Annotated in this window: 13 protein-coding genes; 5 read left to right on the top strand and 8 right to left on the bottom strand. The window is 58.7% G+C overall.

Annotated elements, in window-relative coordinates; all coding sequences use genetic code 11:
• Window positions 1-133: 133 nt before the first annotated feature.
• Genes modC through modA form a run of 3 tightly spaced genes read right to left on the bottom strand, consistent with a single transcriptional unit; the run spans window position 134 to window position 2,714 of the window.
• Window positions 134-1,240: a molybdenum ABC transporter ATP-binding protein gene (gene modC, locus AC2D8P_RS04670; protein WP_484700913.1), complete on the bottom strand. Its 1,107-nt coding sequence runs from the start codon at window positions 1,238-1,240 to the stop codon at window positions 134-136.
• Window positions 1,237-1,923, bottom strand: coding sequence for a molybdate ABC transporter permease subunit (gene modB / locus AC2D8P_RS04665; protein ID WP_484700911.1), 687 nt, complete (start codon window positions 1,921-1,923; stop codon window positions 1,237-1,239). The genes modC and modB overlap by 4 nt, the downstream gene beginning before the upstream one ends.
• Window positions 1,920-2,714 (bottom strand): molybdate ABC transporter substrate-binding protein, encoded by a 795-nt coding sequence (gene modA / locus AC2D8P_RS04660; RefSeq protein WP_484700909.1) that lies wholly within the window; start codon window positions 2,712-2,714, stop codon window positions 1,920-1,922. Before modA ends, modB begins: the two co-directional genes overlap by 4 nt.
• A 107-nt stretch (window positions 2,715-2,821) precedes the next feature.
• On the opposite strand from modA, the gene lysA reads away from it, so the two are divergent.
• Both lysA and AC2D8P_RS04650 read left to right on the top strand, forming a co-directional pair.
• Complete coding sequence (lysA, locus tag AC2D8P_RS04655; protein ID WP_484700907.1) at window positions 2,822-4,087, top strand: diaminopimelate decarboxylase; 1,266 nt, start codon at window positions 2,822-2,824, stop codon at window positions 4,085-4,087.
• Between the two features lie 36 nt (window positions 4,088-4,123).
• A complete protein-coding gene (locus tag AC2D8P_RS04650) occupies window positions 4,124-6,724 on the top strand; it encodes a DUF4175 domain-containing protein (protein WP_484700905.1) in 2,601 nt (866 codons plus the stop codon).
• Here the strand turns inward: AC2D8P_RS04650 and AC2D8P_RS04645 are convergent.
• Together AC2D8P_RS04645 and AC2D8P_RS04640 are read right to left on the bottom strand one after the other, a co-directional pair.
• A complete protein-coding gene (locus AC2D8P_RS04645; RefSeq protein ID WP_484700903.1) occupies window positions 6,699-7,655 on the bottom strand; it encodes a homocysteine S-methyltransferase family protein in 957 nt (318 codons plus the stop codon). The genes AC2D8P_RS04650 and AC2D8P_RS04645 overlap by 26 nt on opposite strands.
• 111 nt (window positions 7,656-7,766) lie before the next feature.
• Complete coding sequence (locus AC2D8P_RS04640; protein ID WP_484700901.1) at window positions 7,767-9,341, bottom strand: bifunctional metallophosphatase/5'-nucleotidase; 1,575 nt, start codon at window positions 9,339-9,341, stop codon at window positions 7,767-7,769.
• Window positions 9,342-9,469: 128 nt separating this feature from the next.
• Here AC2D8P_RS04640 and AC2D8P_RS04635 point away from each other — a divergent pair, with 128 nt between their 5' ends.
• The 3 genes from AC2D8P_RS04635 to arsC are packed head-to-tail and all read left to right on the top strand — an operon-like array spanning window position 9,470 to window position 11,201.
• Entirely contained in the window at window positions 9,470-9,808 is a 339-nt protein-coding gene (locus tag AC2D8P_RS04635) for a DUF952 domain-containing protein (RefSeq protein ID WP_484700899.1), read from the top strand.
• Window positions 9,805-10,863 carry a quinone-dependent dihydroorotate dehydrogenase gene (locus tag AC2D8P_RS04630; protein ID WP_484700898.1) on the top strand — a complete coding sequence of 353 codons (1,059 nt, stop codon included), beginning with the start codon at window positions 9,805-9,807 and terminating at the stop codon, window positions 10,861-10,863. The genes AC2D8P_RS04635 and AC2D8P_RS04630 overlap by 4 nt, the downstream gene beginning before the upstream one ends.
• A complete protein-coding gene (gene arsC / locus AC2D8P_RS04625) occupies window positions 10,860-11,201 on the top strand; it encodes an arsenate reductase (glutaredoxin) (protein ID WP_484700897.1) in 342 nt (113 codons plus the stop codon). The genes AC2D8P_RS04630 and arsC overlap by 4 nt, the downstream gene beginning before the upstream one ends.
• A 7-nt stretch (window positions 11,202-11,208) precedes the next feature.
• Here the strand turns inward: arsC and AC2D8P_RS04620 are convergent, their stop codons facing one another.
• Genes AC2D8P_RS04620 through AC2D8P_RS04610 form a run of 3 tightly spaced genes read right to left on the bottom strand, consistent with a single transcriptional unit; the run spans window position 11,209 to window position 13,450 of the window.
• Complete coding sequence (locus AC2D8P_RS04620) at window positions 11,209-12,528, bottom strand: MATE family efflux transporter (RefSeq protein ID WP_484701107.1); 1,320 nt, start codon at window positions 12,526-12,528, stop codon at window positions 11,209-11,211.
• Between the two features lie 5 nt (window positions 12,529-12,533).
• Window positions 12,534-13,025 (bottom strand): PaaI family thioesterase, encoded by a 492-nt coding sequence (locus AC2D8P_RS04615; protein WP_484700895.1) that lies wholly within the window; start codon window positions 13,023-13,025, stop codon window positions 12,534-12,536.
• A complete protein-coding gene (locus tag AC2D8P_RS04610) occupies window positions 13,025-13,450 on the bottom strand; it encodes a PaaI family thioesterase (RefSeq protein WP_484700894.1) in 426 nt (141 codons plus the stop codon). The genes AC2D8P_RS04615 and AC2D8P_RS04610 overlap by 1 nt, the downstream gene beginning before the upstream one ends.
• Window positions 13,451-13,460: the final 10 nt, after the last annotated feature.

Here is a 13,460-nt window from a genome sequence, read left to right as displayed (position 1 = left end):
AAGTTTCATCAGTGATCGGTCATTCGATCTGCCGACTGTCTAGTCAGGCCGCGTGACGCTTATGCAAAACTTTTGTAACAGCCGTATGACAATCGGCAGGGCAATGTAACAGGACGATGAAATCGCCTGTGCCTCAGCGGCCCTGCCCTGCGGTCGACAACAATCGCCGGTCAAATGACACGGATTTCACCAATGCATATATGGGCTTACCCGTTTCCAGCCTCATATCACCCAATGATGCCCGTGTGATCCGCGCTCTAAGATGCCCTGCCCCGATATCAACGATTACTTCGGCAAAGGCCGTGTCGAGCTCTTCGTCGATCCGGGTGATTCTGCCGGGTAGCACATTCCGTATGCTCAACCCCTTTGGCGCCGTCAGGGCCAATGACACATCGCGTGCCCTGACTCTCAGCCGCACAGGGCTGCCCGCCGGGATTGTGACACCCGGTGTTTCCATACGCAGATCGCCGATGGATACCGTGGTAATGTGCAGTGCCCGATCCACGGCCTCCACCTGACCTTCCAATATGGCACTGGCCTCAAACCGCCCGGTGGCGGGCAAAATCGCCGGGCTGTCTAGGCAATCTCCCACCCCTCCCGCAACTACCATTTGGCCCCGATCCAAAACCACCATGTGATCGGCCAGTTGCGTGACCTCTGCCAAGGCATGGGTGACATAGAGGATCGGCAAGCCAAACCGCGCGGGCAGTTCGGCGATCAGCGGCAGAATTTCCGCCCGCGCCCGCATATCCAACGCTGCCAAGGGTTCATCCAGCAACAACAACCGGGGCCGCGACAACAGCGCCCGTGCCAGCGCCACTCGTTGGCGTTCGCCGCCAGACAGATCCGTCGTGCGCCGATCCAGCAAGCCACCGATCCCCATGGCCTGAACGGCATCAGCCATACCAATGCCATCTGGCCCGGCAGGCGCCCGACGCGTTGCAAAGTTCAGATTGCCCCGAACGCTCAGATGATCAAAAAGCCGCGCGTCCTGAAACACCATACCGACCCCGCGCAGATGCGCCGGTACCCGGCGGGCAGCGTCCTGCCAAACCTCCGCCCCAAACTGCAAACGACCGGTGGCCCCCTCTTCCAGCCCCGCGATTGATCGCAGCAGGCTGCTTTTGCCGGACCCGCTGCGACCAAATATGGCGGTGATCCCCTCTGCCGGGATATCCTGCGCCACCTGCAGGTCAAACCCCGGATGGGACAAACGAATATCAACCGACAGCGCGCTCATTTCCCTGCCCCCAGATGCACCGGAAAGCGGCGGTTCAGAACAAAGACCGTCAGCAAAGTGACAAAGGAAAACCCGATCAGAATCAGCGACAAACCATGCGCCTGCGCATAATCCAACACCTCCACCCGTTCATAGATGGCAATGGAAATCACCCGTGTTTCGCCGGGGATATTACCCCCCACCATCAGAACCACGCCAAATTCACCCAGCGTATGAGCAAAACTCAGGATTGCGGCCGTCAGATATCCCCGCGCCGCCTGGGGCGTGATCACCGTAAAAAACGCATCCCATTTCGACGCCCGCAGCATCGCCGCCGCCTCCATCGGTCTGCGCCCCAGCCCCTCAAACGCGGATTGCAAGGGCTGGACGGCAAAGGGCAACGAATAGATGACCGACGCCACCACCAGCCCGGTAAAGGAAAAGCTCAACGCCTGCCCGGTTAGGCTGACCCAGGCCCCGCCGATCGGATTGACCGGGCTGAACAGGATCAACAGGTAAAAGCCCAAAACCGTCGGAGGCAGGACCAGCGGCAGCGCCGTTATCGCCTCTATCACCGGTTTGATCCGCGCCCGCGTCTGCGACAACCACCAAGCCAAGGGCATGGCGATGACCAACAGGATCAGCGTCGTCAGCGCGCCCAATTGCACCGACAGCCACAGGGGGGACAGATCAGGCCAGCTCATTCAGGCACCTCATAACCGTGGGATCGAATAATCGCGCGTCCCTCTTCGGATTGCAGGAATTCCAGAAATGCAGCAGCAGCCTCACTCCCCGCGTCCAGCAGCACCGCATCCTGCCGGATCGGTTCATGCGCCGCTGCGGGAATATCCCAACGACTGCCCCCGCGCGATTGGGTCACCAAAAAAGAGGACGCCACCAGCCCCAGATCCGCATTGCCAGAGGCCACCATCGCCGCAGCCTGCCCGATGTTTTGCCCCAGAACCAACTGCCCGCTAGGGCGTGGCCAAGCACCGAAATGCATCAACGACTGCCGCGCGGCAACGCCATAAGGGGCAAGATCAGGATTGGCGATGGCCAGATGGCCGGACATCGCGCCCTGCAACACAGCGGGGCCATCAACGACATCCCGGGTGACCGACCACAGAGACAGCCGTCCCAACGCATAGGTGAAACGGCTGCCCGTTACGCCAAAGCCGTCTTTTTCCAGCAAGATCGGGCGCGCCTGATCGGCGGCCAATAACACGTCGTAATCCGCCCCATGCCTGATCTGCGCATAAAGGCCGCCGGTGGAGCCACTGGCCAAGATCACCTGATGCCCGGTTTTGCTTTCGAACGCCTCGGCCAAAACTTCTGCCGAGATCAGGAAATTGGCCGCCACAGCGACGCGGATTTCCTCGGCAACTGCTGCGCCCAATCCCAAACCCAATACCGACGCAATACCGACGCCGCACCGACGTGATATCCAAAGCCGTTTTGCAGGCCATGTCAGGGATTTGGCGAAAGACGTGAACATGCGCTGATATAACGGCCCCCGGCAAAAAAGGGCAATCCGCGATATGCGAATTGATTTGGCGCGCCAGTCTGCTATGACCCGCAAAACACCAGTTAACGGACCCGGCTATGGATCATTTTCTCTATCGCGACGGCACGCTCTATGCCGAAGACGTCCCGATCACGGACATCGCCGCCACTGTCGGAACGCCGTTCTATGTCTATTCTTCGGCCACTTTGATCCGGCATTTCAAACTGTTCGATGACGCGTTGGCGGGCACGGATCATCTGGTCTGTTTCGCAATGAAATCAAACTCTAACCTGGCGGTGTTAAAGTTACTGGCTGATCAGGGCGCCGGGATGGATGTGGTGTCAGGCGGTGAATATGCCCGTGCCCGCGCCGTTGGCGTGCCGGGCGATCGGATCGTTTTCTCCGGCGTTGGCAAAACCCGTGAAGAAATGCGCTTGGCACTCGAAGGCGGCATTCGTCAGTTCAATGTCGAAAGCGAACCGGAAATGGTTGTGTTAAACGAGGTCGCCCTGTCGATGGGCGCCACGGCGCCAATCACCATCCGCGTAAACCCCGATGTCGATGCCAAAACCCACGCCAAAATCGCCACCGGCAAGTCCGAAAACAAGTTCGGAATCCCCATCAGCCGCGCCCGCGAAGTCTATGCCTCTGCCGCCGCGATGCAGGGGTTGGATGTGGTTGGAATTGACGTTCACATTGGCAGCCAACTAACCGATCTTGAACCATTTCGCGCCGCTTACCTAAAGGTCGCAGAACTCACTCACGCGCTGCGGGATGATGGCCACAATATTCGCCGCTTGGACCTTGGCGGCGGGCTGGGCATTCCCTATGAACGTTCAAATTCTGCCCCGCCACTGCCCGTCGAATATTGCGATCTGATCAAGGAATGCGTTGGTGATCTGGGTTGCGAGATCGAGATTGAGCCAGGCCGCTTGATTTCCGGCAATGCCGGGCTGCTGATCAGCAAAACGATCTATGTGAAAGAGGGCGAGGATCGCAAATTCCTGATCCTTGATGCGGCCATGAATGATCTGATCCGCCCGTCGATGTATGACGCCCATCACGATATCATCCCCGTCGTGGAACCAGCCCCCGGCACACTGCCAGAGCCCTATGATATCGTTGGACCGGTCTGCGAAACCGGCGATACTTTCGCCAAAGGTCGCGATCTGCCGCCGATGATCACCGAGGATCTGGTCGCTTTCCGGTCTGCCGGGGCTTATGGCGCGGTTATGGCCTCTGAATACAATACCCGCCCCCTGATCCCAGAGGTTTTGGTTCACGGTGATCAATTCGCGGTTATCAGGGCACGTCCCAGCTTTGACGAAATGCTGAAACGCGATACCATCCCGACATGGCTTTGATGGGCACCCCCGCCCAAAAGCCGTGTCAGAGGACGCATGACCCCAGCTAACCGCCCCGGATACGGGGTGAAAAACGAACAATTTCAAGCGCATAAGCGTTTACACCGGCATCTGATCTTGTCGCGTTCTGGATTGGCTTGCGAACGGTTCACGCGGGCGTTTTGGCCGGTTTGGAGCGTGTTTTTTGTCGGCACCGGTGCGTTGATGTTGGGCGTTCAGGATCACATTTCGCTGTTATCCCTGCGGATTGTGGTCACTTTGGGAACATTTTCGCTGCTCTATTTCCTGATTATGGGTTCCCGCAACTTTCATCTGCCCACGATGGCAGAGGCCCGGGCGCGTCTAGATGAAACCATGCCCGGGCAACCGCTAGCAGCCCTGTCAGACAGGCAGCTGATCGGCAAGGTGGACGACGCCTCCCGCGCGGTTTGGAACGCGCATCAGGCCCGGATGCGAGAGGCCGCCAAAGGCGCCCGCGCGCCTGTCCCAGACTTGAAAATCTCTTATCTTGATCGCTACGGGCTGCGTTATCTGGCGCTGCTGATTTTCGTCATGGCTGCCCTCTTTGGCACCCCACACCGCGTTTCAGAGATCACCACCGTGGCCCAAGGCAGGCCCGCGGTGATAAATTCTGGGCCCAGTTGGGAGGGCTGGATTGATCCGCCTACTTATACCGGGCTGCCGACACTTTATCTCAACGATCAGCCCCCGGGGCAGCTGTCATTGGTTGCTGGCAGCGAACTGTTCCTGCGCCTTTATGCACAGAGCAACCAGTTGACGATCCGCCAGACGATTGCAGACACGCCACCCGACGCCGATCCGTCCCAGCCGGAACATCGCCTGATCGCAGCCCGTGATGGTACATTACAAATTGATGGTCCGGACGGTGCGGAATGGCAGGTCACGTTGATCCCCGACACTGCCCCAACCGTCACTCTCACCGATAGCATCGAAGTCTCCCTATCGGGTGAAATGCGCCAACCATTTCGGGCGACGGATGATTTTGGGATCGTGGCGGGCAATGCCCGGATGACGCTAGACCTGCCGACTGTGGACCGGCGCCACGGCCTGCGGGCTCAACCCGATGCCCGGGATCCCATCTCCCTTGAACTACCCCTGACCATTTCTGGGGACCGGCGCGATTTTGACGAAGTGCTGGTCGAAAACCTGTCTCAACACCCCTGGGCGGGATTGCCGGTGATCCTGGAGATATCCGTGACCGACGCCGCGGGCCAAAGCGGTCAGTCTGAACCGGTGTCCATAATCCTACCGGGCCGCCGCTTCTTTGACCTTTCAGCCAAAGCGATCATCGAACAACGCCGGGATTTGCTATGGTCACGCGCCAATGGCAAACGCATCGCCCAGTTGCTGCGCGCCAGCAGTCATCGGCCAGAGGATGCTTTCGATGACGCCTCAACCTATCTGATGCTCCGCACTGCAATTCGTCAGTTGGAGACAGCGCTGTCTGAGCGTCTGCAAACCGGTGATCAGGACGAATTGGCAGAGGTATTGTGGCAAATCGCCCTGCAGATCGAGGATGGCGACATCAGTGATGCGCTGGAACGTATGCGCCAGGCGCAAGAACGCCTGATGCAAGCCATGCGCGATGGCGCGACAGAGGCAGAGATCGCAGAACTGATGCAGGACCTGCGCGACGCCGTGCGTGACTACATGCGCCAGCTCGCCGAAAATCCCGAAAGCACGATTGATCAACCCAATTCCGGCGATATGCAAATGCTGTCCCAACAGGACCTGCAAGAAATGATGGACCGGATACAGGAATTGATGGAACAGGGCCGCATGGCAGAGGCAGAAGAGTTGATGCGTCAATTCCAGCAAATGATGGAAAATCTGCGCATGACCGACCAGCCCGGGCAATCCGGCCAGGGCGAAGGGCAGCAATCGATGGAAGACCTGTCAAAAACTCTGCGCGAACAGCAGGGCCTGTCGGATGAGGCATTCAGGCAATTGCAGGAACAGTTCAACTCTGGCCCGCTGGCCGGGCAAAGCCAGGGCAACACCGGTCGCAGCGGCGGCGACGGGCGCGGACAAAACCATGATGGTCAGGGCCGCGGCAACAGCGGGGATGACGGATCCGGTAGACAAGGCGCACAACGCGGCGAAGAATCGTCTGATGGCCCAAATGCAGGCCAAAGCCTGGCCCAACGCCAGCAGGCCCTGCGCGATGAATTGTTGCGTCAGGAACAGGGGCTGCCGGGTGCAGGCTCACCAGAAGGCGACGCCGCCAGAGAGGCGCTTGATCGCGCAGGTCGCGCCATGGAAGGTGCCGAAGATGCCCTGCGCCAGGATGATTTCGCCCGCGCACTGGAAAATCAGGCTGATGCGCTAGAGGCATTGCGTGACGGTATCCGCAATCTGTCAGAAGCACTGGCCCAAGGGCAAAACCAATCTGGATCGCAAAATGGGCAAAGTCAGGCTTCCACCGATAGCACCGATCCGCTGGGGCGCAATTCCGGCACAAATGGCGCTATGGGATCAAACGAGGTAATGGGCCAAGGCAAAAACATCCAAGAACGCGCGCTGGAACTGCTGAAGCACCTGCGCGATCGCTCGACGGATCAGGAGCGATCGAAAAAGGAACTTGATTACCTCAAACGCCTGCTTGATCGGTTCTAAGGGCGATCAGTTCCCGGGCCAGCGCCTCGATATGTTCGGTCCCGGTCCCGCAGCAGCCCCCTAGACTCTTGATGCCAAAGGCAGAGCGAAGGCCCGCCATATTTGCCCCGAAATCCTCTGGTGCTTCGGTATCCAACTCCTCCAGCCCCTCCAATTCCTCGGGGCTTTTGGCGGAGGTGTTAGCGTTCAACTCCACTACTCGTGCAGCCGCCTGTGGATGGCGATCAGCCGTCACCCGCAATGCCGCTGCAAAAACCGACGCATGTACACAGTTCGCTGCATAACTGTGTGGCGGGCGTTCGGTTTCATTATCGATGCGATCAATAACTTCGGACAGGAATGTGCCATCCAGCAACGTCCCATCGGGCCGCAAGACAAAGCTCAACTGATACGGCAAACCTGTGCGAGCCATTTCCTGTGCAATACCCAAAGCTTCTTGGGCATTTGGCAAAGTGAAGGCCGACAGGTAATCCACACCAGCACCGGCCAAAGCCTCGATCTGCGTGCGGTGAAAGATGCGCGCCTCATCGGCTGTGGGGGCTTCTTCCGGCAGGTAACCGTCCCCCTTGGGGCCGGTGACGCCGCAAATCAGGATTGGCGCGGCATTTGCCCCGTATCCGTCACACAGATCGCGCATGAACTGCACCGCATCCGCATTCACGTCCTCTGATGCATGACCAGATGCCGCAATTCGCGCCGCACTTGTGCGCCAAGTAGGCGTGCCCGCCACCATCGGTAACCCGTACCGCTGACCAATATCCAGATATTCCCGATGCGTATCTGCCAGCACTTGCTGACCCAGATCGTCATAAAGAAACCCGGCATGGGCGATCATCGGATCAAACGCTTCCGCCCCGCTGCGGCGCAAGCGTTCATACATGGACCCTTCGCCCAGCAACAGATCGTGGTGATCAAGACATGTGTTGGTCATTAGCCCCCATTATGCAGAAATTTACGACAATCTTAACACGATCCAATCAACCAACAAAAAACAGGCGCACCATTGGCGCGCCTGAGACGTGTTCAACGGGATTCTGGCAGCTTATTTCTGCCGAATACGGCCATCAGTATATGGCTGGTATGAGGGGTGAGAGCCTAAATACTCTGCCGTGACATCGGCCAGATCGGGGCCAAAATCATAGGCATTGTCGGCATCGCGGAACATTTTATAGCCGTCCCCACCACCACGGACAAAATTGTTGGACACCAGCGTATAGGTCGCGGCAGGATCAATTGGCACCCAATTGCCCCCATTAATCACCAACACTTCGCTCACCCGGCCCTCATTCGAGGCAACCGAGGGATCCCAGACAAACTGCAGACCCGCCACCTGCGGGAAGCGGCCTTTGACCTCTTCAACCTGGCTCACCCCGTTTTCTAGCGCATCAATCACCGTCTGGCCCGACACCTGGAAGGTGGACAGCGTGTTTTGGAATGGCAGCACAGTCAGCACCTCGCCCATTGTAACCTCACCGGCATCTATAGAGGCCCGCAAGCCACCGGAATTGGCAATCGCAATGGTCACACCCTGATCCTGGACACGGTTCAGCATTGCGTCAGCAACCAGATTGCCCATGGCACATTCCTGCACCCGACAGACGTCGCGATTGCCCTCTATCGCGCTGTCTGCATTGGCAACTACCTTGTTGCGGATCTCATCCAATGGCACGGCCAGTTCGGCAATCCGCGCAACTGTTCCCGCGTCCTCTGCCACCGCTGCATCCATGATCAGGGGCTCACCTACAGCCTCTGTCAAATTGCCATCATCATCAAAGGTGACGTTCAACTCGCCCAGAAACTTGCCATAGGCATAGGCTTGCACGATCACGGTATTGCCGACCATGGTTGGGTATGGCCCCACCGCGCGGTCATTGATGTTGGACAAAAGTGTATTGGAATGCCCACCCACGATCACATCGACGCCCGTGGTTTCCGCCGCCACACGCTGATCGACGACATAGCCGGAATGGCTAAGAACAATAATCTTGTTCACACCCTCGGCGCTCAGCCGGTCAACTTCTACCTGAACCGCGGCCACAGGATCGGTGAAGGTCACATTCGGACCGGGGCTCGCCAGATCATGTGTGTCCTCGGGCGTCAGGCCGATCAGGCCCAGCTTCTCGCCGCCCTGCTCGATCACAACGGACTTTTGGATCGCATCAGCAATTAGCGGCTCACCACCAAACTCGGCATTGGACATCAGCACGGGAAAACCGACGGTATCCACGAAACCACGCAGCACTTCGGGGCCATCGTCAAATTCGTGGTTGCCCACGGTCATGGCGTCATAGCCCATCTTGTTCATCATCTCGGCCGCGACAGCACCTTTGTAATAGGTGTAGTACAGCGTGCCCTGAAACTGATCCCCTCCATCGACCAGAATCGAATTGTTCGACCGTGCCCGCGCATCAGCAACCGCGCTGACCAACCGGGCGGAACCGCCAAAACATTTGCCTTCTGCGTTATCTTCCGCGCCACAGCCCGAATCATATTTCGAGATCGGCTCAAACCGGGCGTGGAAATCATTGGTGTGCAAAATGGTCAGGGAATACTCTGCCATTGCCATGCCCGAGGTCAGGGCAAGTGCTGCGGCTGAGAGGAGTAATTTATTTGTCATGACAAACCTCACTGTTGATGGCCAGAGAGTGACTCTGCCTTCGTCCAGAGTCAAAACCTGATGCACAGCATGACGCCACGTAGATGCGGGTGCTTGACGCTGACGCAGCCTTTAGGCATGTGGGGCCCATGCTGATTTACAAGATATTCCGCGCAGATGAATGGGCCACGCTCCAGCGTGACGGCCAGACCACAGGCGCCCCCGTCGATATCGCAGATGGCTATGTGCATTTTTCAACCGCGACGCAGGCGGCTGAAACCGCAGCCAAGCATTTCGCGGGTGAGGATGGCCTGACCCTACTGGCCTGTGATACCGATTTCATGGACGATGATCTGAAATGGGAAGTCTCGCGCGGCGCGGCGCTGTTTCCCCATCTTTACCGCGAATTACGTATGACAGATGTTGTTTGGCATCGCCCCCTGTCGCTTGGCCCCAATGGCCATGAATTTCCAGAGGATATGAAATGAGCATGCGCGAAAAAATCGGCCTCGCCGCGCTGCACAGGCTCGATCCCGAAACCGCCCACGCCCTGTCAAACAAGGCGCTGAGGGCGGGCCTTGCCCCTCTGCCCGGAGCGATCTCCTCTGATCGTTTGAAAACCGAGATTGCAGGTCTTTCGCTGCCCAACCCGGTGGGGCTTGCCGCAGGTTATGACAAAAATGCCGAAGCGATCGCCCCCCTGACCCGGGCGGGATTTGGATTTGTCGAGGTCGGCGCCGCCACCCCCCGCCCGCAGCCGGGCAACCCGAAACCTCGCCTGTTTCGCCTGACGCAGGACCGCGCCGTGATCAACCGCTTTGGCTTTAACAATCAGGGGATGGAGGTGATTGGCACACGGCTGGCCCAACGCCCGGCCACCGGCATCGTCGGCCTGAACCTTGGCGCCAATAAGGATAGTGCTGACCGGGCCGCCGATTTTGCCCGCGTCCTGACCCATTGCGGTCCGCATATCGATTTTGCCACGGTGAACGTGTCCTCCCCCAACACCGAAAAACTGCGTGATCTGCAAGGGGCAGAGGCGCTGTCGGCCCTGCTGACGGGTGTGATGTCCGCCCGCAGCGAACTCGCGAAACCTATTCCCGTATTCCTGAAAATCGCGCCAGATTTGTCGGATACAGAGATTTTCGAGATTGCCGATGTCGCTCGAACAACGGGCATTCACGCCATCATCGCCACCAACACCACATTATCACGCGATGGGCTCACCAGCCCGGATCGCGATCAGGCGGGTGGGCTCTCCGGCGCGCCGCTCTTTGAAAAATCCACCCGCGTTCTGGCGAAGCTCAGCAAAGCAACCGACGGCCAGATCCCCTTGATCGGCGTTGGTGGGATCAGCTCTGCAGAAGATGCCTATGCGAAAATTCGTGCAGGCGCATCAGCGGTACAGATTTATTCCGCCATGGTCTATCAGGGCCTGTCTTTGATCCCGCGTATCGCCCGTGGCCTCGATGACCTGCTCGCCCGGGATGGCTTTGCACATATCTCCGATGCCGTCGGCACAAACAGAGAGGACTGGCTATGACCACCATCTGGCACAACCCACGCTGTTCAAAATCCCGCCAGACACTGGCGCTGTTGCAGGAACGTGGGATTGAACCCAAACAACGCCTGTACCTAACTGACGGCCCAAGTGCCGAAGACATCCGCGCCGTTCTGGATATGCTGGGCAAACCACCGGTTGAGATCATGCGTTCCAAAGACGCGCTGTTCAAAGAGCTCGGCCTGACCAAAGATACCCCTGATGACGATCTGATTGCCGCCATGGCGGCAAAGCCCGCGTTGATCGAACGCCCCATCGTCATCGCCAACGGCAAGGCCGCCATGGGCCGCCCGCCAGAGGCAGTGTTGGATATTCTCTGATCACAGATCAGGCGCCGACCCGCGCCTCCAACCGTGGATAGGCCCAGCCCAACGTCAGCCCGCGCGTCAGGTTCAGAACCATCAGCGCCAACCATAGCCCGTGATTGCCGAAACTCGGCAACAAGATTGCCAGCGCGATCACGTAGACCAAGACCGACAGGATCATCATCTGCCGCATCTCTCGTGTCCATGTGGCGCCCACATAGATGCCGTCAAACATCCAGGACGCGATCCCGATCATAGGGGCAACAACGACCCAAAGCAGATAGATACGTGCCTCGGCCCGCACCTCTGGCGCAGTGCTCATCAGATCAATGAGTGCAGGCCCCAATATCCAGAAAAACAGGCCCAGCAGTATCGCACCACCTACTGCCCACTGGCTGGCCATGATCGCCGCACGCCTAAGACGTGCCCGCGACCCCGCCCCGACCGCGGCCCCCACTAAGGCCTCTGCCGCAAAGGCAAACCCATCCAGCGCAAAGGCGGTGATTTCCAGAAACTGCACCAACACCTGATTGGCGGCCAGTGTCACATCCCCCAGCCCCGCACCCAGAAACAGAAAGCTGGCAAAAGATACGGTCAGCAGGACGGAACGCACCATGATATCGGCATTCACCGTCAGCATCCGCCGCAGGCGCACCGGGTCAAACACCCGCGCCCAATCGCGCCACTGATCCCCGGCAAAACCCGACCGGCACAGCCACAGACCCAGCACCAGACCCGTCCATTCCGCGATCAATGTGGCGATGGCCACGCCTTCCACCCCCCAGCCCAGTTTCAGGACAAAGATCAGATCGAGCATGATGTTCAGCCCGTTCATCCACAGCTGTAGAACCAACACGCCCTTGGTCCGTTCCACGGCAATCAACCAACCGGTGACGGCATATAGGGCAATCGTTGCTGGTGCCCCCCAAATGCGGATCGACAGATAGCTGCGCGCCAGCCCCTCAACCTCTTCTGACGCCGGCGCTAACCAAAACGCCCCGGCAAACACCGCCGCCTGCACCAAGATGAACAACACCCCCCCGACAGCGCCGATCATCACGCCGCGCATCAATAGCGCCCCGGCCTCTGCCATGTCACCAGCCCCACGCGCTTGGGCAACCATCCCGGTGGTGCCCATGCGCAGGAAACTGAATATCCAGTAAAGTGTGGACAGGATCACTGCCCCGATCCCCACCGCCCCGATGGGGGCCGCCAACCCCATTTGACCGACCACACCGGTATCGACCGCGCCAAGAATGGGCACCGTTGCGTTGGACAACACGATCGGAACTGCAATCGCCAAAACACGGCGATGGGTCAGTGGGGCCTCGGCCCCTTTCATTTGGGTCATTCGGCGCTTGGCATCAGGAAATGCCCGGTGGCCTGCGCGATGGGACGTTCTCGATTGTCCTGCCATGCCTCGACATGGACAGAGGCATAACGCCGCCCAAATCGGTTCACCCGCGCCCGCGCATAGGCATCCCTGGGCAGACCAGACCGCAGATAATCCACAGTGATATCAATGGTTTTGGGCAAGGCAATGGGTTGGTCCTGCGCGATCACCTCTCCGCCCGCCATTCGTGTCCACAACTGCCCCCAGCTTAGCTCTGTAATCGCGGCAATTTCCAAAAAGGATGCCGTCGCCCCGCCATGCAAGGCGGGCAATGCGGGATTGCCGATCAGTTTGTCGGCAAACGGCAAGATAGCAGTCAATTCATCGCCGCGCCGATCAAACCTTACCCCCAAAAACGCGGCATAGGGCACCTTCGCGACCAATGCCTGCAACGCCGCATCGCGTTGTTGTTTGATTTCCTGCACCGGTAGAGGTTTGATGACCATCACTTCGCCCCCGACGTTGCTGAAACATGGTTCAGGGTGAAGGCCGCAGCGGCAGAGGCCACCGGGCGGGCGGCATCCTCGTCCAACGCCTGTGCCCGAACAAAGGCAACGGAACGCGTGACATGATAGCATTCAGCCCTCGCGACAATCCGCTCACCCGGCTTGGCCGGACGCATGTAATCGATACGCAGATCCAGCGTGGCCGTCATGATTGTCCCTTTGGGATGGCACATGACCGAAACCCCGCAACACGTATCCAACAGCGCAGACACCGCACCACCATGAATGACACCGGATTGCGGATCACCGATCAACTGCGGATCATAGGGCATTTCCAACACCGCGACCCCTTCTTCGGCGCTGATCAATTTCAGCCCCAGCGCCTTGGAAAAAGGCAGTGCATCGACCAACTGCTGCGAAATCATCTTACCCATC

Source organism: Roseovarius sp. YIN77 (assembly GCF_057219155.1).
This window is presented reverse-complemented; position numbering and strand designations above follow the sequence as displayed.

Excerpts from the sequence above, each read along its gene's own strand:
- modC (WP_484700913.1), bottom strand. The coding sequence starts at position 1,240 with ATGAGCGCGCTGTCGGTTGATATTCGTTTGTCCCATCCGGGGTTTGAC.
- modB (WP_484700911.1), bottom strand. The coding sequence starts at position 1,923 with ATGAGCTGGCCTGATCTGTCCCCCCTGTGGCTGTCGGTGCAATTGGGC.
- modA (WP_484700909.1), bottom strand. The coding sequence starts at position 2,714 with ATGTTCACGTCTTTCGCCAAATCCCTGACATGGCCTGCAAAACGGCTT.
- lysA (WP_484700907.1), top strand. The coding sequence starts at position 2,822 with ATGGATCATTTTCTCTATCGCGACGGCACGCTCTATGCCGAAGACGTC.
- AC2D8P_RS04650 (WP_484700905.1), top strand. The coding sequence starts at position 4,124 with ATGACCCCAGCTAACCGCCCCGGATACGGGGTGAAAAACGAACAATTT.
- AC2D8P_RS04645 (WP_484700903.1), bottom strand. The coding sequence starts at position 7,655 with ATGACCAACACATGTCTTGATCACCACGATCTGTTGCTGGGCGAAGGG.
- AC2D8P_RS04640 (WP_484700901.1), bottom strand. The coding sequence starts at position 9,341 with ATGACAAATAAATTACTCCTCTCAGCCGCAGCACTTGCCCTGACCTCG.
- AC2D8P_RS04635 (WP_484700899.1), top strand. The coding sequence starts at position 9,470 with ATGCTGATTTACAAGATATTCCGCGCAGATGAATGGGCCACGCTCCAG.
- AC2D8P_RS04630 (WP_484700898.1), top strand. The coding sequence starts at position 9,805 with ATGAGCATGCGCGAAAAAATCGGCCTCGCCGCGCTGCACAGGCTCGAT.
- arsC (WP_484700897.1), top strand. The coding sequence starts at position 10,860 with ATGACCACCATCTGGCACAACCCACGCTGTTCAAAATCCCGCCAGACA.
- AC2D8P_RS04620 (WP_484701107.1), bottom strand. The coding sequence starts at position 12,528 with ATGAAAGGGGCCGAGGCCCCACTGACCCATCGCCGTGTTTTGGCGATT.
- AC2D8P_RS04615 (WP_484700895.1), bottom strand. The coding sequence starts at position 13,025 with ATGGTCATCAAACCTCTACCGGTGCAGGAAATCAAACAACAACGCGAT.
- AC2D8P_RS04610 (WP_484700894.1), bottom strand. The coding sequence starts at position 13,450 with ATGATTTCGCAGCAGTTGGTCGATGCACTGCCTTTTTCCAAGGCGCTG.